Below are 20,525 nucleotides of genomic sequence, written 5' to 3'. Positions count from 1 at the left end.
AACCGAGGAGCGCTCGTGTCCCAGCCCGACGGCGTCGACAGCCGCACCGCAGGCGGGGCGCACCGCCTGGACCCCGAGGTGGCGCACAACGCCCGGGTGTGGAACTACTGGCTGGGCGGCAAGGACAACTTCGCGTCCGACCGGGCCGTCGGTGACCACATCCGCACGGTGTTCCCGGTCATCGGCGACGTCGCCCGGGCCGACCGGCGGTTCCTCGCCCGGGTGGTCCGGTTCCTCGCCGCCGAGCGGGGCGTCCGGCAGTTCCTCGACATCGGCACCGGCCTGCCCACCGCCGACAACACCCACCAACTCGCCCAGCGGATCGCGCCGGAGTCCCGGGTCGTCTACGTGGACAACGACCCGATGGTGCTGGTGCACGCCCGGGCCCTGCTGACCAGCTCCGCCGAGGGCGCCACCGACTACCTCGACGCCGACGTGCACCGCCCCGAGCAGATCCTCGCCGCCGCCGCCCGGACCCTGGACCTCGACCGGCCGGTGGCGGTGATGCTGCTGGGCATCCTCAACTTCGTCGCCGACACCGACCAGGCCACGGCGATCGTGCGCCGGCTGATGGACGCGCTGCCGGCCGGTAGTTTCCTGGCTTTGACCCATCCCACCGTCGAGTTGGGCGGCGAGGCGAACGTGGCGGCGATGGCGTTCTGGAACGAGCACGCCGCCCCGCCGATCCGGGCCCGTACCGGCGCCGAGATCGCCGGCTTCTTCGCCGGACTGGACTGGGTCGAGCCGGGTCTGGTCTCCTGCGCCCGGTGGCGACCGGTCGAGGGCGACGACACCAGCGTCCCGCAGTACGGCGGGGTGGCCCGCAAGCCCTGACCCCGGCTCACGTCCAGGGGCTCAGCGTGCCGTCGAACTCCTCGAAGACCAGCCAGGTACGCGTGGACAGCACCCCGGCGATGCCCTGGATCCGGCCCAGCACCACGTCGCGCAGGGCGGCGTTGTCCGGGGCCCGGACCAGCGCCAGCACGTCGTGGTCGCCGCCGAGCAGCGCGGCGTGTTCGATGTAGCGCACCTGCGCCAACTCCGCCGACACCTCCCGCCAGGTGTTCTGCTCGATGGTCAGCGCCACGTACGCCGAGGTGCCCAGCCCGGCCTGCTCCGGGGCGACCTGCGCCCGGAAGCCGGTGATCACCTGGTCGCGCAGCAGTCGCTCCAGCCGGGCGTACGCGTTGGTGCGCGAGACGTGTACCCGCTCGGCCAGGGTCCGCACCGACAGCCGGCCGTCGCGGGCCAGCTCGGCGACGATCCGCCGGTCCACCTCGTCCAGCGGCCCGGCCGAACGTCCCGCCTCGCCGGGCACGGCAGCCATATCGGTGGTCTCCTGGCCCATCAGAGCCTCCTTCCGGTGCCATTCGTCCCGCCTTCCCGGCGGATGTTGAGTCAATCATCCAACAGCTGGACCATAGGCCCACCACACGTCCAGGAGGTCCCCGCCGTGACGACCACACCCCAGGCGGTCCGCAGGGCATCCCCGCGCACCCGCCGCCCGGCGAAGAAGACGGCCACCGCTGTCGAGGCCGAGCAGACCGGCGGGCTGTCCGCCGCCGAGCCGGTCCGGCTGCTCGATCCCGACGGCACCGTGCTGCCGGCCCGCGCCGACTATCCGGTGCCCGCCGCCGACGCGCTGCGCGAGCTGTACCGCCGCATGGTCGTCGGACGCCGCTTCGACACCCAGGCCACCGCGCTCACCAAGCAGGGCCGGCTGGCCGTCTACCCGTCGGCCCGGGGGCAGGAGGCCTGCCAGGTCGCGCCGATGCTGGCCCTGCGCGACACCGACTGGGTCTTCCCCACCTACCGGGAGTCGATGGCGCTGGTCAGCCGGGGCCTCGACCCGGTCGAGGTGCTCACCCTGCTGCGCGGCGACTGGCACTGCGGGTACGACGCGGCGGCGGTGCGTACCGCACCCCAGTGCACCCCGCTGGCGACCCAGTGCGTACACGCCGCCGGGCTCGCCCACGGCGAGGCGTACCAGGGACGGGACACCGTGGCGCTGGCCTTCATCGGCGACGGCGCGACCAGCGAGGGTGACTTCCACGAGGGGTTGAACTTCGCCGCCGTGTTCAAGGCCCCCGTGGTCTACCTGGTGCAGAACAACAAGTACGCGATCAGCGTGCCGTTGTCCCGGCAGACCGCCGCCGCCAGCCTGGCGGACAAGGGCGTCGGCTACGGGGTGCCCGCCGAGCAGGTCGACGGCAACGACCCGGCGGCCGTGCTCGCCGTGCTCACCCGGGCCGTCGAGCACGCCCGCTCCGGTCGGGGCCCGTTCCTGATCGAGGCGCACACCTACCGGATGGAGCCGCACACCAACGCCGACGACGCCACCCGTTACCGCGACGCCGCCGAGGTCGACGCCTGGCGCGACCGGGACCCGATCGCCCGGCTGGAGGCGTACCTGCGGGCCACCGACGCCCTCGACGACGCCGCGGTGGCCGCGGTGGCCGACGAGGCCGAGGCGTACGCGGCCACGCTGCGGGAGCGGATGAACGCCACCCCCACGGTCGACCCGATGAGCCTGTTCGACCACGTCTACGCCGAGCCCACCCCGCAGCTGGTCGAGCAGCGCGACCAGGTGCGCGCGGAGCTGGCCGCGGCGGCCGAGGAGGCCGGACACTGATGGCACCGACCACGATGGCCAAGGCGCTCAACGCCGCGCTCGCCGACGCGCTGGCTGCCGACGACCGGGTGCTGGTCTTCGGCGAGGACGTCGGGCAGCTCGGCGGGGTCTTCCGGATCACCGACGGCCTGCAGGCCCGCTTCGGCGACCGGCGCTGCTTCGACACCCCGCTGGCCGAGGCCGGCATCGTCGGCTTCGCCGTCGGACTGGCCATGTCCGGACTGCGTCCGGTGGTGGAGATGCAGTTCGACGCGTTCGCGTACCCGGCCTTCGAGCAGATCGCCTCGCACGTGGCGAAGCTGCGCAACCGGACCCGGGGCGCGCTCAGCGTGCCGATGGTGATCCGGGTGCCGTACGCCGGCGGCATCGGCGGGGTGGAGCACCACTGCGACTCCTCCGAGGCGTACTACGCGCACACCCCCGGGTTGAAGGTGGTCACCCCGGCCACGGTCGCCGACGCGTACTCGCTGCTGCGGGCGGCGATCGACGACCCGGACCCGGTGGTGTTCCTGGAGCCGAAGAAGCTCTACTTCTCCAGCGCCGAGGCCCAGCTGCCCGCCAGCTGCGAGCCCATCGGCCGGGCGGTGGTACGCCGTCCGGGCCGTGACGCCACGCTGATCGCGTACGGCCCGTCGGTGCCGGTCGCGCTGGAGTCCGCCGAGGCGGCCCGCGCCGAGGGCTGGGACCTGGAGGTGGTCGACGTGCGCAGCATCGTGCCGTTCGACGACGCCACGGTCACCGGGTCGGTCCGCCGGACCGGCCGCGCCGTGGTGGTCACCGAGGCGCAGGGCTTCGCCGGGGTGGGCGCGGAGATCGCCGCCCGGGTGCAGGAGCGTTGCTTCCACGCGCTGCACGCCCCGGTGCTGCGGGTCAGCGGCCTGGACATCCCGTACCCGGCACCGATGCTGGAGCACACCCACCTGCCAAGCGTCGACCGGGTCCTCGACGCGGTGGCCCGGCTGCAGTGGGACGACCAGCCCGATTCCCGCTGGGTGGCGGCATGAACGAGCATCGCGAGCGAATCATCGACGCAGGTCCTCGTGCCGTCGGCGAGCGTAGCGAGGTGGCGGCATGAGCGAGCAGGTTTTCCTCCTGCCGGACCTGGGGGAGGGGTTGAGCGAGGCGGAGATCGTGCGGTGGCGGGTGGCCGTCGGCGATGCGGTCGGCGTGGACCAGAGCGTGGTCGAGGTGGAGACCGCCAAGGCCGTGGTCGACGTGCCCTGCCCGTACGCCGGCCGGGTGGTCACCCTGCACGGCGCGGAGGGTGAGGTCCGCCCGGTCGGCCAGCCGCTGATCACCATCGCCGCCGACACCGACGAGCCCGCCGGGCACGCCACCTACCGCGAGGAGGAACGGGCCGGCTCCGGCAACGTGCTGATCGGGTACGGCACCGGTCACGGTGGTCCCGCCCGACGTCGCCGGCGGACGCTCGCCGTCGCCTCGGCGGAAACCCCCGCTGTTCCGGCTCCGGCCGCCGGGGCGTCGACCGTCCCGGCCACGTCGTCCGGACCGCTGCCACCGACCCCGGCAGTCGTAGCGTCGGCGGCACCGACGCCGGCCCTGGTCATCTCTCCGATCGTGCGCCGGCTGGCGCGGGAACGCGGCGTCGACCTGGGCACGCTTACCGGTACCGGCCCCGGTGGTGTCGTACGCCGTGCCGACGTGGAGGCCGCCGACCCGGCCGGTGCCCGGCTGGCGGCCGTCCCGGACCTCCCGGCCGCGCCCGAGCCGGCCGACCCGGGTGACCCCGGTGACCTGGTCATCGAGCTGACCGGCATCCGCCGGGTGATCGCCGACAAGCTATCCCGCAGCCGGCGGGAGATCCCCGAGGTGACCATCTGGGTCGACGTGGACGCCACCGAGCTGCTGGCCACCCGGACGGCGATCAACGCGGCCCGTCCCGGGCAGCCGGTCAGCATCCTGGCCCTGCTGGCCCGGGTCTGCCTCGCCGGCCTACGGAGGTTCCCGCAACTCAACGCGCACGTCGACACCGCCGGAGGGCGGATCGTGCAGTCCCGTGCGGTGCACCTGGGCATCGCCTGCCAGACCGACCGGGGGCTGCTGGTGCCGGTGCTGCGCGACGCGCACCAGCTCACCACCGGTGAGCTCGCCGCCGAGTTGGCCGACACCACCGCCGCGGCGCGGGCCGGCACGCTGCCGCCGGCCCGGCTCACCGGTGGCACCTTCACCCTCAACAACTACGGCGTGTTCGGGGTCGACGGCTCCACCCCGATCATCAACCACCCGGAGGCGGCGCTGCTCGGGGTGGGGCGCATCGTGGACAAGCCCTGGGTGGTCGACGGGCAGCTCGCGGTCCGCAAGGTCACCCAGCTCAGCCTCACCTTCGACCACCGGGTCTGCGACGGCGGGGTGGCCGGCGGCTTCCTGCGGCACGTCGCCGACTGCGTCGAGCGACCGGCGTTGCTGATCGCCGCCGTCTGACCCACCTGCGCCCCCGGTTCCCCGTTCCGTCCTCCCGCCCCAGGGGTCGGAGCGGGGGACCGGAGCACCTCGGCAGCGCTCGGACCCGTCAGTGCGTGGGCCGCAGTGTCCGGCCTTGCCGCTGTCCCCGGCCTCGCCCCTGCTCCTGGTGGTGCTGCGCCGGTGACCGCCGTGGGCGGCTGTCCTCGGTGGCTCGCGGGTGCGCGGGGCGGTCCGACCGCATGGTGGCAACCAGGGAGGTCTGCCATTGGCGATCGTCGGGCGACGCGGCCTGCCGTGGTCGGTGGTACGCGGAACGGGAGGAGACAGGGGTCCAGTCGTCCATGTCACGGTCAGTCATCGGTGCGGTGTTCCTTCGTTCCTTCGGTGGGGCCTCGGGGCGGGCAGCCAGGCTGCCCGGCCGGACAGGTTGTCGCGACGTGTGCGTGCCTCTCAACGGTGCCGTCGAGGCAATGGTTCGACAGAACGGCGAAGGGTGATGGTCGTTACTCTGCGAGGCCGGTGAGCGCACGGCCCGTTCGGGCCGTCGGCCCCGCCGGGCGTCGACCGCAGCCGTCGTCCGGGCGTCGGCGGTCGGTTTCCCGCGACGAGGGCGGGGAAACCCCTGGCGCGGCCGACCCGGTCGTGGCGGCCCGTGCCGGGCCGCGCGTCGTCGGGAGGGGGCACGTCGATGCCGTTTGAGGGACTGCGCCCGTCGGTACGGGAGCTTCGGGCGGCCGTTGCCGGGGCACCGCTGTACTGCGACGCGACCGCGTACGGCCTCGTCGGAGACGGGGTCACGAACGACCAGCCGGCGCTGGCCGCGCTGGTGGACCGGCTCGGCGACGGTTACGCCGCCGACGGACGGGCCCGGGTCATCCACTGCCCGCCGGGGATCTACTCCATCCGGGACGCCGGCACCATCTGGCGCAGCGGGGTGTCCCTGGTCGGTGCCGGTCCGGGGGCGACCCGGTTCCTGCTCAGCAACGAGGGTAACCGCGCCGAGCCGACCCCGCTGGCCTTCTGGACCACCGTGCAGCACGGCGCCGACCGGGACCGGCACATCGCCGACTGCACCTTCGCCGACTTCGAGATCGACGGCTCCGGCGTGGCCATGGCCGAGTACAACTACCTGGCCAAGGGGCTGGGGCTGCAGTACGTGGCGCGTGGGGTGTTCCGCAACCTCTACATCCACCACACCGCCGCCACCGGCCTGGGCTGCGACTTCCTGCAGGACAGCGTGATCGAGTCGGTGGTGGTGGTCGGCTGCGGCCGGCTGGACAACGGTGAGGAGATGGGCGGCGCGGGCATCGGGGTGGGCATCGGTGGCTGGGGTTCGGCCGAGCGGCTCACCATCGCCAACTGCACCACCGTGGGCAACGGCACCAACGGCATCTTCCTGGAGCTGCAGAAGGACTACTGGACCCCACCGCGCGGTTACCGGATCATCGGCTGCCACAGCCAGGGCAACCGGTTCGGCATCTCCGACTGGGGCGCCGACGGCCTGATCGTCTCGGCCTGCACGATGACCGGCAACCTGGAGGCCGGTTTCGACGTCTCCGCCGAGGGCACCGCCGGGGTCGCCGGTCGTGGTGGGCTGCTGACCGACTGCGTGATCGACGGCAACATCCGCGACGGGGTGAGCATGGGCAACACCCCGGGGCCGTACACGGTGCGGGGCAACCGGATCACCGGCAACGGAGCCTACGGCTTCCACCAGCACAACCTCGGCCACGGCTACCAGGACCCGGCGATGGACGTGGTGATCGAGAGCAACGACCTCTGGGGCAACGGCCTGGACGGGATCCGCATCGACCGCCCGATGACCGACACCGTGCTGCTCAACAACCGGATCCGCAACAACGGCCGGCAGTGCGCGCAGGCGTACGCCGGTGGGGGAGACTCGGTCCGCTACAGCGAGCGCTCCCTGGTGGACCGGATGGCGGACTGGCCGCACGACGCCCACCGGGGCAAGGTGCTACGGGTCGGCGGGCGTACCGCGGTGGTGGCCGCCAACACCGGCACCGAGTTGACCCTCGCCCCGGTACGCCCCGACGGGCTGACCGCGTGGAGCGGTGACACCCCGCTGCCCGGCACCGGGTACGAGCTGCCGGCGTCGCCGTCGGTACGCGCCGGTGTCACCGTCAACGCGCCGGTGGACTCGGCGACGGTGCGGGGCAACCGGATGTGGGACAACCACGCGCAGCGCACCCAGACGCACGGCCTGTGGGTCACCGAGCGGGGCAGCTTCGTGGGCTGCCGGGTGGAGGACAACGACCTGGCCGGCAACGCCGAGCAGGCCGTCCGACTGGACACCCCACCGGTGGGCGGCCGGTGGGACCGCAACCACACCGAACCGGACCTGTGACGCCAGACCGTCGTCGCCTCGCTTTCCCGGACAATCGGGCAATTGTCGGATCTAATCACTGCGGTAAATGTGTAAAACCTGCAACGGTGGCCCCCGATGGTCGCGACAATGAGCGGGACGGCAGTGAGACGGGGGGATGTCATGCGATTGAGGCGGCGGTTGGGTCTACTGACGGTGGCGATCGTGGTCGCACCGTCGGCGGTCGCCGGGTGCACCGTGCAGCGCGGCGGCGCCGAGCGGGCCGAGGCCGAGGCGAAACCGCCTGAGGTCAGCGAGGTGACACCGGCCGACCGGTCCCGGGACACTCCGGTCACCGCCGAGGTGGGCGCCACCGTGACCGGAGGTCGGATCACCGGCGTGCGGATCACCGACGACAAGGGCGGGCAGGTGCCTGCCGAGCCCCGCGAGGACGGCTCGACCTGGGTGCCGAACCAGCCCCTGAAACCCAAACGCACCTATACCGCCGAGGTCACCGCGACAGGCGACTCCGGGCGGACCACCACCCGGAAGACCACTTTCACCACCATGGCGGAATCGTCGAAACCGGCGGTCACCAGTACGCTCTATTTCGTCGGTAACCGGACGTACGGCACCGCGATGCCGGTGACGGTGGCATTCGACCCGCCCATTCCCAAGGAAGCCCGGGCGGACGTACAACGACGGTTGTTCGTCAAGACCGACCCCCCGCAACCCGGTGTCTGGTCCTGGATCGGCGACGGCACCCAGGTCTACTACCGCGCGCCGGACTTCTGGCGGACCGGCACCCGGATCAGCGTCCGGTCGGCGTTGCAGGGCCTGCCGATCGGCAAGAACCTGGTCGGCGACGCCGACCGCACCGCCACCTCGAAGATCGGCAGGCAGGTCTCCCTGGAGGTCGACAACGCCACCAAGCAGATGTCGGTCTTCCAGGACGGCAAGCTCGCCCGCAGGATCCCGGTCAGCCTCGGCAAGCCGAGCACCCCCAGCTCCAGCGGCAAGATGGTGATCATGGAGAAGCACGAGTTCACCACCTTCGACACCCGGGGTGAACCGGACGGCGGCTACGTCGTCGACGTCGAGGACGCCCAGCGGTACACCTGGGGTGGGGAGTTCATCCACGCCGCACCCTGGTCCGAGGGCGACCAGGGCAACACCAACGTCTCGCACGGCTGCGCCAACGTCTCCTCCAGCGCCGCCGACTGGCTGATGGGGGTGACCCAGGTCGGTGACCTGATCACCGTCAAGGGCACCGAGGTGCCGCTGCAACCCGGCAACGGCTGGACCGCCTGGAACGTCAGCTGGGACGAGTACGTCAAGGGCAGCGCCCTGCCGGTGCCGGCCGGGCTGCAACCGTCCGCGCCCAGCCAGGGCGACCCGGGCAAGATGGCCGGCGGCTCGCCGGCACCGGTCCCCTCCGCGTCCGGCGGCTGACCCGGGCGGGTCCTGTCCCTCCGCGTCCGGCGGCTGACCCGGGCGGGTCCTGTCCCTCCGCGTCCGGCGGCTGACCCGGGCGGGTCCTACCCGGACGACGGTGTCCCGTTGACTGCGGCGGCGGGGCGGGGGTTGACCCCGACAGCCTGCTGACCAGGGTCATCCCTGCGGAGGAGACCGGGGGTGTTCAGGGTCTACCCGGGGTGGACCCTGAATTCGGCCCGTGGACGGGTGGAACTGTCGGTGGTCGAGGATAGGTTTTTGCCATGGCAGAGCGCACCGAGGACCGGTTCGACGTGCGGACGAGGATCGGCGACCACGTGGTGGACGTGTGGGCGGTCGGCGAGGTCGACCTGGCCACGGTCGGCCAGCTGCGCGGCGCGCTGTGGGCCGCACCGGCCCGGCCGGTGCTGCGGCTGCACCTGTCCGGCGTGCGCCTGCTCTCGGCCACCGGGGTCCGGGCTCTGGTCGCTGCGCACCTGCGGATCCGGGCCCGCGGCGGCGAGTTGGTGCTGGTCGACCCGGATCCGGTGGTCAGCCGGGTGCTGCGCGCCACCGGCCTGCACCGGGTCATCCCGATCGAGACGAGCACGACGGCGGCCAGGGACTGCGCCCTGGCCGCCGCCTGACCCACCGACCGCCGCGGGTGATCGGACCCGTCCGGTCCGTGCGCTCGGTACCTGCGGTGTTCGCTGCGCTCAGCGTCTGTGGTGTGCGTTGCGCTCAGCGTCTTGTGGTGTTCGCTGCGCTCAGCGCACGTCGAGCAGGTCGACCACGAAGACCAGGGTCTCGCCCGGCTTGATCAGGCCGCCGGCGCCCTGGTTGCCGTAGCCCAGATGCGGCGGGATGGTCAGCCGGCGGCGACCGCCGACCCGCATCCCGACGACACCCTGGTCCCAGCCGGCGATGACCCGTCCGCCACCCAGCGGGAACTCGAAGGGCTGGCCCCGGTTCCACGAGGCGTCGAACTCGCCGCCGGTGGAGTGGGCCACCCCGACGTAGTGCACCCGGGCGGTCTGTCCGGCGCGGGCCTCCGGCCCCTCGCCGACAGTGATGTCCTCGATCACGAGGTCGGCCGGTGGCGCGCCCTCGATCGGGCCTACCTCGGGCTTGTCCATGCGTGGGCCTCCTACCTCGATCCGTCTGATCCGTCACGGTTGATCCTGCCCGATCGTGAACCACCGATCCCCGGCGGCATCCCGGCAACCGTCGATGGTGGGCGCCACCCGCAGGTGACGCCCACCACCGAACGGAACCCGCCCCGCCGGGCAGGGCACCGGCCGGTTCAGCGCAGCCAGGGCAGGCGCCGTACCAGGGGCAGATTTGCCCAGACCCGGCCCAGGCCGAGCGTGTCACCGGCGTCGACCAGCGCCAGGCCGGCCAGCAACGCCGCGTTCACCAGGTGCTCGTCCATGAAGGGGTTGTTCTCCGGAGGTAGTACGGCGGTCCACATCAGCACGTAGAGCAGCCCACCGGCGACCGCCGCGACCCGCATGCCGATGCCGAGCAGCAGGGCCGTGCCGATGCCGGCGAGCCCCGCCATGAACAGCCAGTCGGCCCAGGCCGCACCGGCGATGCCCTGGTAGAGCCCCTGGAAGGGGCCGCTGGCGGCGAAGCCGAGGAAACCCTTGGTGGGGCTGCCGCCGTTGAGCCAGGCGTTCTCCGACCCGGTGGCGAAGCCCAGGCCGAACAGCTTGTCGACGAAGGCCCACAGGAACGTCCAGCCCAGGGCGATCCGGATGCCCGCGAAGACGTACCGGGCGGCCCGCTGCCGGGGGTGCTCGACCGTCGTGGCTCCGCTGGCGGTGGTGGTCCGCTCGATGGTGGCGGTCATGGTTTCCACGTCCCTTCCTGTGCCGCGCCCCGCACGTCGGGTGGCACACCCCCATCACACGCCGCCGCGGGGTCCTCGGGCAGGGCCGACCGGGCCGGTGTCCGCCGGGACCTTCGACCCGTGGTTCCCGGGGCAGTCGACCCCGTCGGGGTCCGGATCGCCTCGACCCCGTCGGGGTCCGGATCGCCTCGACCCCGTCGGGGTCCGGATCGCCTCGACCTCGCCCGGCGTCAGCGCCCGTCGACGGTGACGCCGGTGGGGGCGGCGGCGACGGTGGCCACCGGTACGCCCTCGCGTACCGCCCACCGCAGCGCGTGCCGCACGTCGGCCACCGGCAGCGGCCGCCGGGCCGTCACGGCGACCACGGTGTGCACGGCGAAGGTGACGAACGGGTACGACCGGGCCAGTCCGGCCAGTGACTCGTGTACCCGGTGCGCGGCTCCGACCGCCTGCTCCTCGGTCAGCGCCGGCAGGACCAGCAGGTACTCCCGTTCGTCGAGGCGTACCGCCCGGTCGGCCGGGCCGAGCGTGGCGGTCAGCGCGCCGAGCACCGCCTGGGTCTCCCGGGCGACGCTGCGTCGGATCACCCGGTCCGGTGAGCCGGCCGGATCGTCGACCCGGACGCCGATCAGCGCCACCGGCAGGACGCCGGAGGCGGTCACCCCGTCGGCGGAGGTCCAGCGGGCCATCGCCGGCTCGTCGAGCAGCCGGGTCGGCTCGTCGGTAGTCTCCGCTGACGCCGTCGCGGCGGGGCGGGCTCCGCCTACCCGTCCGGCCAGCAGCCGTACCGCCGCCTCGGCCCGGGTCTCACCCGGGGTGGCGGGCAGGTCCCGGACCCGGCTGACCGTCTCGTCCACCACGGACCGGACCGGAGCGGGCAGTTGGTCGTCGAAGAGTTCGCGTAGCCGCAGCACCTCGTGCAGTGCCTCGTCCCGGCGAAAGCTCCAGCCGCCGGCGAACAGCCGCCCCGCCTCCAGGGTGACCGCGTCCGGGGCCACCTCACCGAGGTCGTGGGCCACCAGCACCGCCCCGAAGCGCGGGGTCAGCGCCAGCACTGTCCACTCCCGGGCCAGCTCGTGCTGCTCGTCGACAGTCACGCCGGACACCCCGGCGGGCAGTTGCGGTGGGGCGCCACCGACCATGCCGACGACGGTGACCGCCGACCGGGCGGCGATCCGCGCGTAGCGGCGTCGCTCCCGGTCGAAGTACGGCAGGCGCTGGAACAGCGCGAAGACGACCAGCGGACCGTCCTCGGCAGTGGCCAGCGCGGCCTGTTCGATGGCATGCGAAACGGTGACCAGGCTGCGCTTGGTCAGTCGATCGGGGACCGGTCCATGGGGCAGCACCCCGCGAGCCTAACGGGCCGCCGCGCCCGTGCCGCCTCGGCCATGATCCGGGGCCTAGACTCGGGCCGGTCGACGGCACACGAATGGACCAGGCGGATGGCGCGCACCGACAGTGACGACGGCGCGTGGTTGCGCGCGCTGCCCGACGACACCGGACGTGGCCCGGTGCTGCGCCGCCACGGGCACCTGGTGCACACCGACCGGCGACTCGGTGAGCTGGTGCACCGCCGTCCACCCGGGGTGACCGGTAACCAGTGGAGCGCGGCCGTGCGGGCGGGGCTCGACCTGGTCGTCTGCGCCGCCGACACCGGGCACCCGAGGTTCGCCGTCGAGGTCGGCCCGCCGGCGGTGCCCGGTGGTGCGCAGCAGCGGGAGCGGCGGATGACCGACGTGGTCTGTGCGGCCGTCGGCCTGCCGCTGCTGCGGATCAGCTCGCCGACGCTGCGTGCCGGGTCGCACGGTCGGCAGATCGTCGGGTACCTGCTCGATGCCCGGCACTACGCGGCGCTCACGTCCGCGGAGCCGGTGACACCGACCCCGCACAGCCCGCCGCCGGTGGGGTTCCGCGACATCCTCGGCCGGCTGCCGGACGGGCGCAGCGGCCCCGTCAACGACCTGGGCGCGCTGGCCCGGGCCGCGGCCGTCGAGGCGTACGTCAGCGGTCACCTGGTCGACCCGATCGTGCGTGGTCTGCACGTGCGGTGGACCGACGGGCCGGCCGAGGGGTGGAGCTGGGTCACGGTGGGGCCGGACTCCTGTCTGGTGGAACGGGTGTCGGTGCGTGACCACCGGGTCGTCCGGGGGGTGCCGACCGCCCGGTTGGCCGAGGACCTGGCGGCCGTGGCGATCGGCGAACGGCTGCGTGGGTTCGACACCGTGCCGACGGATGTGGTCTCCCGGTCGCAGTTGCGGGCCGACATCCTGGCGTTGCGGTCGCGGCGGGACGAGTTCGCCGACGGCTTCGCCTTCGAACATCTCTGCGTGGACTGATCACCACCTCCGGGTGAGCGTCCCAGGTCACCGGGGGTGAGAACCGGCCCGTTCGCGGCCGGCGGCGGGCGCGCCGAAAATTCCTCCGAGGATCGCGGGTACGGGTTGAACCCTGGCCGCCGTGGCTCCGTACTCATGCGCGAATGGACAGGATCTTCCACCCGCGCCCCAGGCGTGGGCGACGGTGCGGAAAGGGCATCGTCGGTCATCGACGTGCGGCCGGAGGTGTCGCAGTGCTCCTCGACGCGGCGTTCACCTGAATTCCCGTCGGTCCGCCGAGGACACGAGTCAACTACCGGATCGAGAAGGAGAACAATTCGATGCGCAGGTCCACACGGGCGCGACGGTCATCCGGTAACGCGCGGAGCAAGCGGGTGATCGCCGCGGTCGGTACGCTTGCGGTCTTCGGCGGCATCGTCGCCGTTACCCAGATCTCGTCCGCCGGAGACAAGCCGTCGCGTACCCGGACGGTCGCTGCCGAGTGCGTCGCGCCGAGCCCCGGGGCCACCGCCAGCAGTGCCGCGGGGGTCACGGTCAACCAGCAGAACGGGCGGGACGTCCGCAACTACTGGGGTGACGGTCAGATGTCCGTCGCGGAATGCCGTTCGCTGCGGGCCGGTAACGCGGTGTCCACGATCAGCTGCCCGGACGTGACCGCGAAGCTGCCCCGGGAGATCCCGGCCCGTGCCCAGAACGAGGTCTCGCGCAACCTGACCCTGCTCGGCAGCCAGATCAACGACGCCAACCGGCGGCTGGCGGCGGAGGGGCGCAACGGGCAGGCCTTCATCAACAATGCGATCCTCGGTCCGCTGGCGGACAAGCGGCGGGCGACGCTGAACCGGATCGCCACCGCCATCGGCCGGGTCGCCGACCGCCCGCAGGGCCTCGACGAGCTGGCCACCTGCACCGTGGTCAACGCCAACCCGAACAACGGCAACAACGGCGGCGGCAACGGCAACAACGGCGGTAACGGCAACAACAACGGTGGCAACAACGGGGGCGGTAACAACGGGGGTGGCAACAACAACCCCAACAACGGCCTCGACGTGCTGGCCCAGAACTGTGAGAACAGCCGGTTGCAGCCGCACGACGGCTTCCAGAACGGCAACCGGTGCATCAGCACCGCGTTCGGTGAGGTCGGCGCCGCCGGCAACAACCCCTCGTTGTTGATCACCGAGTTCCCCCAGCAGGTGCAGGCCAACCAGGCCTTCACCCTGCGGATCTCGACCCGCAACCTGGTGCGGGACCGCTTCCTCGCGGCCGGCCAGGGCGGGTACTACCTGGAGAGCTCGGTGCTCAACGGTGAGGGGCTGACCCGAGGTCACTTCCACACCGCCTGCCGGATGCTCGGCAACACCGACCAGGCACCCGACCCGGCACCCGCCCCGGCGTTCTTCGTGGCGACCGAGGACGGCGGCGGCGGTCGCAACCCCGACGAGGTGGCGATCCAGGTGGCCGGACTGCCGCAGCAGGGCACCGCGCAGTGTGCGGTCTGGGCCGGCGACGGTTCCCACCGGCTGCCGATGATGGAGCGGGCCAACCAGACCCCGGCCTTCGACGTGGTCCGGATCGAAGTCAACTGAGCCGGCGCGGCCGGGAGTAGTGACGGCGGGGCCGTCCGGGGAATCCCCGGACGGCCCCGTTGGTCGTCGCGAGTGGGATCGGAACCGTCCCGGGCCGGGATTGGCTCACGCCCTTGGCTGGTCCGACCGGCGCCGTATGCCCGCACCGTACGCGAGTGGGTTGGTGGATATTCTGCCGGCCGCAGTGCGCCAGCGGTGGAAATTGCGCGCCGAATCCCGCCGGGGCAGCGCTGATTTCTCAGCCCTGGCCCCGGCCCCGGTGCCGTCGAACCCCCGGCTCAGCGGCTCTTGTACGCCTCGACCACCGAGACCGGGATCCGCCCCCGCTCGGAGATTTCGTAGCCGTTCTTGGCCGCCCATTCCCGGATGGCCCGGTTCTGCTCGCGGTCCATTCCGGAGATGGGACGGCCAGCTCGCCGGCTGGTCCGGGCAGCCTCGGCCGGCGCGCGACCGACCCGCCGACCGGCATTGATGTAGGGGTCGAGCGCCTTCCGCAGCACCCCGGCGTTCTCGTCGGACACGTCGATGGTGTACGCGACGCCGTCCAGACTGAACTCGACGGTGCGATCGGCCTTTCCGCCGTCGAGATCGTCGGTCAGAACAGTGATTACTTTCCTGGCCATCGCCGATTACTCCTTGTGTGTGGCTGGTGTGGGTAAAAGTCTGACCCACCACCGGGCAAATCCGCAACAATATGCGGCGTATTCGAATCGGCGGGTCGCGGTTTGCCGGGTCCTCGGGTCGACGTGGGCGTGGAAAGTTCATCGCCGCTGACGCAATAGCCACGCAGGCAGGCGGGGCGGTGGACCCCTGCCGGGGCCTGCTGGTGTCGTGGGTCACACCCCGGAACAACAGGAACGATCGGTTACTTGAGTCAGACACGCTCAAGTCAATCTGATGGCAGGTGTCCGATGGCTACTCTTCCGGTACTTCCGCTTACCGACGCCGTCCTGTTGCCCGGCATGGTCATCCCGGTGACCCTCGACCCGAGCACCCAGGCCGCCGTGGACGCGGCCCGCGCCAGTGGTGACCGTCAGCTCCTGGCCGTACCCCGCATCGACGGCGAGTACGGCCCGGTCGGCGTGGTCGCCACCATCGAGAAGACCGGCCGGCTGCCCAGTGGCGAGCCCGCCGCGGTGATTCGAGGGCTGTCCCGGGCCCGCATCGGTTCCGGTGTCCCCGGCCCCGGTGCCGCCCTCTGGGTCGAGGCGACCGAACTGTCCGAGCCCGCCCCGGCCGGCCGGGCCCGGGACCTTGCCCGTGAGTATCGCGCCCTGATGACCTCGGTCCTGCAGCAGCGGGGCGCGTGGCAGGTCATCGACGCCATGGAGCGGATGACCGACCTCTCCGAGCTGGCCGACGCGGCCGGCTACGCGCCCTGGCTCAGCCTGGCGCAGAAGACCGAGCTGCTCGCCGCCGCCGACGTCACCGCCCGGCTGGAGCTGCTGGTCGGCTGGGTCCGGGAACACCTGGCCGAGCAGGAGGTCACCGAGCAGATCAACACCGACGTCCGGGAGGGGTTGGAGAAGTCCCAGCGGGAGTTCCTGCTCCGCCAGCAGCTCGCCGCGATCCGCAAGGAGCTGGGCGAGGACGAGCCGGACGGCTCCGCCGACTACCGGTCCCGGGTGGAGTCCGCCGACCTGCCGGAGAAGATCCGCGAGGCGGCGCTTCGTGAGGTGGGCAAGCTGGAGCGGGCCAGCGACGCGTCCCCGGAGTCGGGCTGGATCCGTACCTGGTTGGACACCGTCCTGGAGATGCCGTGGGGCGTGCGTACCGCCGACCACACCGACCTCGGCGCGGCCCGCGCGGTGCTCGACGCCGACCACGCCGGCCTGGCCGACGTCAAGGACCGGATCCTGGAGTACCTCGCGGTGCGCAACCGCCGGGCCGAGCGCAACCTCGGCGTGGTCGGCGGGCGCGGTTCCGGAGCGGTGCTCGCCCTCGCCGGCCCGCCCGGAGTCGGCAAGACCAGCCTCGGTGAGTCCGTCGCCCGGGCGCTCGGCCGCAACTTCGTCCGGGTCTCGCTCGGCGGTGTCCGGGACGAGGCGGAGATCCGCGGTCACCGACGCACCTACGTGGGCGCGTTGCCCGGGCGGATCGTCCGGGCCCTGCGCGAGGCCGGGTCGATGAACCCGGTGATCCTGCTCGACGAGGTCGACAAGCTGGCCACCGGCTACGCCGGTGATCCCGCCGCCGCCCTCCTGGAGGTGCTCGACCCGGCGCAGAACCACACCTTCCGGGACCACTACCTGGAGGTCGACCTCGACCTGTCCGACGTGCTCTTCCTGGCCACCGCCAACGTGGTGGAGTCGATCCCCGGCCCGTTGCTGGACCGGATGGAACTGGTCACCCTGGACGGGTACACCGAGGACGAGAAGGTCGCCATCGCCCGGGACCACCTGCTGCCCCGGCAGCTGCAGCGGGCCGGGCTGACCGCCGACGAGGTCACCGTCGCCGACGGGGCGCTGGCCCGCATCGCCGGGGAACACACCCGGGAGGCCGGTGTCCGGCAGTTGGAGCGTGCCCTGGCGAAGATCCTGCGCAAGGTGGCCGTGGCCCTGGCCACCGACCCGACCCCGGTCCGGGTGGACGCCGACGACCTCGCCCGTTATCTGGGCCGCCCCCGGTTCACCCCGGAGTCGGCCGAACGTACCGCGGTCGCCGGGGTGGCCACCGGCCTGGCGGTCACCGGTGCCGGTGGCGACGTGCTCTTCATCGAGGCCACCAGCATGCCGGGGGAGCCGGGGCTGACCCTCACCGGGCAACTCGGCGAGGTGATGAAGGAGTCGGCGCAGATCGCCCTCTCCTACCTGCGCTCCAACGGTCGCCGACTGGGACTGGACCCCAACGCCCTCGCCGGGCGGCGGATCCACCTGCACGTGCCGGCCGGGGCGGTGCCCAAGGACGGCCCCAGCGCCGGGATCACCATGGTCACCGCCCTGGCCTCGCTGGCCAGCGGCCGGCCGGTCCGCCCCGAGTTCGGGATGACCGGCGAGGTGACTCTCTCCGGCCGGGTGCTGCCCATCGGCGGGGTGAAGCAGAAGCTGCTCGCCGCCCACCGGGCCGGCCTGACCGAGGTGATCATCCCGGCCCGCAACGAGCCGGACCTCGACGACCTGCCCGCCGAGGTCCGCGAGGCGCTCACCGTGCACGTCCTCGCCGACGTCGCCGACGTGCTCGCGCTGGCGCTACGCCCGGCTGAGGTCGACGCCGGGACCCTCGGCGGGGTCGACGCCGGGACCCTCGGCGGTCAGCCACTCAGCGCCGCCTGACCGGCTTCCCCGGCCCCTGTCGTCCCGGCGGCGGGGCCCGGGGCTGCCGGCCCGTCGGTGTACGGCGGGTGCTCGGCGATGCGCGGCGGCTGCCGGGCGGTGCTCGGCGGTGCTGGGCGGTATGCGGCGGCTGCCGGGCGGTGCTGGGCGGTTCTCGGCGGCTGCCGGGCGGTGCTCGGCGGTGCTGGGCGGTGCGGAGCGCGGCGTCGGCGCCCGTAGCCTTGGGCGTGAATTCCCGAAGACCAGCCTGACCGCTCGGAGGCGACTCACCCGTGAACGTGTTTCTGTGGATCCTGCAGGTCCTGCTCGCCGGGCTCTTCGCCGGCGCGGGGCTGACCAAGCTGACCCAACCCAAGGAGAAGCTGCTCGACCGGATGAGCTGGGTCAGGAACGTGCCCCCCAGCCAGGTCAAGGCCCTCGGCGCGGCCGAGGTGCTGGCCGCGGTCGGGCTGGTCCTACCCGGCCTCACCGGCATCGCCACGGTGCTCACCCCGCTGGCCGCCGTCGGGCTGGCGATCGTGATGGTCGGCGCGATCGTGGTGCACCTGCGAGCCAAGGAGCACCCGGTCACCGCGATGACCGTCGTGCTGCTGATCCTGTCGGCGGTCGTCGCCTGGGGCCGCTTCGGGCCGTACCCGCTCTGACGGGGCGACCGCCCAGCCACCGGCCGCACCGCCCCCCGAACTGGCTGCCCGTCGGTTCGGGGGGTGTGAGCGGGGTGCCCCTCTCTACCGGAAGCGATAAGAGGGGGCCCTTCCTTACACCATCAGCGGGTTTCGGCGCCGCGGTCGCGGCGGACGGTCGTCTTGCGGCCCTTGATGGTGCTGCCGCGTAGTCCGGCGATCACCTCGTCGGCCACCGCGTTCGGCACCTCCACCAGCGAGAACCGGTCGGCGATCTCGATCGAGCCGATGTCACGTCCGTTGATCCCGGTCTCGCCGGTGATCGCCCCGACGAGGTCCTGCGGGCGTACCCCGGCCCGCCGGCCCAACCCGATGAACACCTGCGTGGTGGCACCCCCCGAGCGGGCCCGGGAGCCACGGCGGTCACCGCCGCGCGGGTCACCGCCGGAGCGGCTCTCCCGTTGCGGGCGGACCGCTACCTGCGGGATCTCCTCCTGGTCCTCGTCGGAGCCCGGCGAGGCGGCCTCGTGGGCCAGCTTCACCGCGGCGAGGGCCACCTCCATCAGGTCGAACTCGTCGGACAACGACTCCACGATCACCCGGAACGGGTCCAGGTCGTCCTCCAGCAGCGACTCCCGCAGCGCCGCCTGGGTCAGCTCCAACCGCCGGGTACGCAGGTCCGCCGCCGTGGGGATCTTGTCGATGACGATGCGCTGCCCGGTGACCCGCTCGATGGTCTTGAGCATGCGGTGCTCGCGCGGCTCAGCCAGGGTGATCGCCACCCCCTCCCGGCCGGCCCGTCCCACCCGACCGATGCGGTGCACGTACGACTCCGGGGCTGACGGCACGTCGTAGTTGACCACGTGGGTGAGTTGCTCGACGTCCAGCCCCCGGGCCGCCACGTCGGTGGCCACCAGCAGGTCGGCCGTGCCGGCGCGCAGTCGACCCATCACCCGGTCCCGCTGCTCCTGGCTCATCCCGCCGTGCAGCGCCTCGGCCCGGTAGCCGCGCCCGTTCATCGTCTCGGTGAGCCGGTCCACCTCCTCACGGCTGCGGCAGAACACGATCGCCGCGGTCGGTGACTCCACGTCCAGCACCCGGCCCAGGGCCGCCGGCTTGTGTGCCCGGGCGACCAGGTACGCGCTCTGGCGTACCAGGGGCGCCTCGCCGGCCATCGGCTGTTGCCGGCCGATCTGGATGCGTACCGGGTCGGTCAGGTGCTGGCGGGCCATCCCGTCGATCCTCGACGGCATGGTGGCCGAGAAGAGCACGGTCTGCCGCTGCGCCGGGGCGTGCTCCAGGATCGCCTCGATGTCCTCGGCGAAGCCCATGTCGAGCATCTCGTCGGCCTCGTCCAGCACCACCGTGGCCAGGCCACCCAGGCGCAGGGTGCCCCGGGCGATGTGGTCCAGCGCCCGACCCGGGGTGGCCACCACCACGTCGACGCCCAGGTCCAGGGCGCGCAGCTGGCGGCCGATCGGCTGGCCGCCGTAGATCGGCAGCACCCGGGTGCCGAGGTCCTTGCCGTACCGGTGGAAGGCCTCGGAGACCTGCACGGCCAGCTCCCGGGTGGGCACCAGCACCAGCGCCACCGGCCCGGCGTTCGAGCCGCCCGTGGCCATCCGCTGCAGCAGCGGCAGCGCGAACGCGGCGGTCTTGCCCGTGCCGGTGGCCGCCTGGCCCAGCAGGTCACGGCCGGCGAGCAGAGGCGGGATGGCCTCCCGCTGGATCGGTGTCGGCTCCTCGTAGCCGAGCGCGGCGAGCGCGCCGAGCAGCTCGGCGCGTAGCCCGAGATCCGCGAAGGCGTTCGCCTCCTCGGAGTCGCCGGGGATGGTGGATTCGGTCGGCACGGGTGCGGAACTCATGGGTAAAGCTTTTCATCACCCCTCGCGGCCGGTTGCGGCGACCGGCCAAACACCGTCCGGGGGCCTGCCGGACCCGGTCGGCCGGTGCCGTTCGTCGTTACGGAGACCTTTGGAGGTACCGGGAAGCTTTCTCGCACTTTGCTGCTTTTTGTGGGCATATCGTGGCCAGCATCGAGTCCGC

General features: G+C 72.6%; 17 protein-coding genes. 11 read left to right on the top strand and 6 right to left on the bottom strand.

The features are described 5' to 3' along the window. Window positions 1-15: 15 nt before the first annotated feature. Window positions 16-834 carry an SAM-dependent methyltransferase gene (locus ACN28G_RS11680; protein ID WP_421479099.1) on the top strand — a complete coding sequence of 273 codons (819 nt, stop codon included), beginning with the start codon at window positions 16-18 and terminating at the stop codon, window positions 832-834. Between the two features lie 7 nt (window positions 835-841). On the opposite strand, the gene ACN28G_RS11675 is transcribed toward ACN28G_RS11680, so the two are convergent. Next, the gene (locus ACN28G_RS11675) at window positions 842-1,327 is read right to left on the bottom strand and encodes an Lrp/AsnC family transcriptional regulator (protein WP_229688374.1); all 486 of its coding nucleotides are present in this window, start codon (window positions 1,325-1,327) and stop codon (window positions 842-844) included. Between the two features lie 93 nt (window positions 1,328-1,420). Between ACN28G_RS11675 and pdhA the strand changes: the two genes are divergently transcribed. The 6 genes from pdhA (at window position 1,421) to ACN28G_RS11645 (ending at window position 9,460) form a co-directional block, all read left to right on the top strand. Further along, complete coding sequence (pdhA, locus tag ACN28G_RS11670; RefSeq protein WP_175440774.1) at window positions 1,421-2,632, top strand: pyruvate dehydrogenase (acetyl-transferring) E1 component subunit alpha; 1,212 nt, start codon at window positions 1,421-1,423, stop codon at window positions 2,630-2,632. Beyond that, on the top strand, window positions 2,632-3,636 hold the full coding sequence (locus ACN28G_RS11665; protein WP_091438661.1) for an alpha-ketoacid dehydrogenase subunit beta: 1,005 nt from the start codon (window positions 2,632-2,634) through the stop codon (window positions 3,634-3,636). Before pdhA ends, ACN28G_RS11665 begins: the two co-directional genes overlap by 1 nt. Window positions 3,637-3,703: 67 nt before the next feature. After that, on the top strand, window positions 3,704-5,074 hold the full coding sequence (locus tag ACN28G_RS11660; protein ID WP_421479098.1) for a dihydrolipoamide acetyltransferase family protein: 1,371 nt from the start codon (window positions 3,704-3,706) through the stop codon (window positions 5,072-5,074). Window positions 5,075-5,744: 670 nt separating this feature from the next. Beyond that, window positions 5,745-7,421, top strand: a complete 1,677-nt coding sequence (locus tag ACN28G_RS11655; RefSeq protein ID WP_421479097.1) for a right-handed parallel beta-helix repeat-containing protein — start codon at window positions 5,745-5,747, stop codon at window positions 7,419-7,421. 141 nt (window positions 7,422-7,562) lie between these two features. Further along, window positions 7,563-8,831: an Ig-like domain-containing protein gene (locus ACN28G_RS11650; protein ID WP_421479096.1), complete on the top strand. Its 1,269-nt coding sequence runs from the start codon at window positions 7,563-7,565 to the stop codon at window positions 8,829-8,831. Between the two features lie 266 nt (window positions 8,832-9,097). Then, window positions 9,098-9,460, top strand: a complete 363-nt coding sequence (locus ACN28G_RS11645; RefSeq protein ID WP_091438646.1) for an STAS domain-containing protein — start codon at window positions 9,098-9,100, stop codon at window positions 9,458-9,460. 120 nt (window positions 9,461-9,580) lie between these two features. Here ACN28G_RS11645 and ACN28G_RS11640 read toward each other — a convergent pair whose 3' ends face one another. The 3 genes from ACN28G_RS11640 to ACN28G_RS11630 form a co-directional block, all read right to left on the bottom strand. After that, window positions 9,581-9,949 (bottom strand): FKBP-type peptidyl-prolyl cis-trans isomerase, encoded by a 369-nt coding sequence (locus ACN28G_RS11640; protein WP_091438643.1) that lies wholly within the window; start codon window positions 9,947-9,949, stop codon window positions 9,581-9,583. A 167-nt stretch (window positions 9,950-10,116) separates the two neighbouring features. Beyond that, window positions 10,117-10,674: a hypothetical protein gene (locus ACN28G_RS11635; RefSeq protein ID WP_091438640.1), complete on the bottom strand. Its 558-nt coding sequence runs from the start codon at window positions 10,672-10,674 to the stop codon at window positions 10,117-10,119. A 221-nt stretch (window positions 10,675-10,895) separates the two neighbouring features. Continuing rightward, window positions 10,896-12,011, bottom strand: a complete 1,116-nt coding sequence (locus ACN28G_RS11630; protein WP_421479095.1) for a DICT sensory domain-containing protein — start codon at window positions 12,009-12,011, stop codon at window positions 10,896-10,898. A gap of 96 nt (window positions 12,012-12,107) precedes the next feature. Here ACN28G_RS11630 and ACN28G_RS11625 point away from each other — a divergent pair, with 96 nt between their 5' ends. Together ACN28G_RS11625 and ACN28G_RS11620 are read left to right on the top strand one after the other, a co-directional pair. Continuing rightward, complete coding sequence (locus ACN28G_RS11625; RefSeq protein WP_421479094.1) at window positions 12,108-13,001, top strand: hypothetical protein; 894 nt, start codon at window positions 12,108-12,110, stop codon at window positions 12,999-13,001. 320 nt (window positions 13,002-13,321) lie between these two features. Next, window positions 13,322-14,584 carry a hypothetical protein gene (locus tag ACN28G_RS11620; RefSeq protein ID WP_091438633.1) on the top strand — a complete coding sequence of 421 codons (1,263 nt, stop codon included), beginning with the start codon at window positions 13,322-13,324 and terminating at the stop codon, window positions 14,582-14,584. A gap of 278 nt (window positions 14,585-14,862) precedes the next feature. On the opposite strand, the gene ACN28G_RS11615 is transcribed toward ACN28G_RS11620, so the two are convergent. Beyond that, entirely contained in the window at window positions 14,863-15,207 is a 345-nt protein-coding gene (locus ACN28G_RS11615) for a histone-like nucleoid-structuring protein Lsr2 (protein ID WP_091438630.1), read from the bottom strand. Between the two features lie 288 nt (window positions 15,208-15,495). On the opposite strand from ACN28G_RS11615, the gene lon reads away from it, so the two are divergent. Together lon and ACN28G_RS11605 are read left to right on the top strand one after the other, a co-directional pair. Further along, the gene (lon, locus tag ACN28G_RS11610) at window positions 15,496-17,856 is read left to right on the top strand and encodes an endopeptidase La (RefSeq protein ID WP_421479093.1); all 2,361 of its coding nucleotides are present in this window, start codon (window positions 15,496-15,498) and stop codon (window positions 17,854-17,856) included. A gap of 272 nt (window positions 17,857-18,128) precedes the next feature. After that, complete coding sequence (locus tag ACN28G_RS11605) at window positions 18,129-18,500, top strand: DoxX family protein (protein WP_091438625.1); 372 nt, start codon at window positions 18,129-18,131, stop codon at window positions 18,498-18,500. A 122-nt stretch (window positions 18,501-18,622) separates the two neighbouring features. Here the strand turns inward: ACN28G_RS11605 and ACN28G_RS11600 are convergent, their stop codons facing one another. Continuing rightward, window positions 18,623-20,344, bottom strand: a complete 1,722-nt coding sequence (locus tag ACN28G_RS11600; protein ID WP_421479092.1) for a DEAD/DEAH box helicase — start codon at window positions 20,342-20,344, stop codon at window positions 18,623-18,625. Window positions 20,345-20,525 lie beyond the last annotated feature (181 nt).

It is taken from the genome of Micromonospora sp. WMMA1923 (assembly GCF_049179195.1).
Taxonomy (GTDB): Bacteria; Actinomycetota; Actinomycetes; order Mycobacteriales; family Micromonosporaceae; genus Micromonospora; species Micromonospora yangpuensis.
The sequence above is the reverse complement of the archived record's forward strand: the minus strand, read 5'-3'. Positions and strand labels throughout refer to the sequence as shown.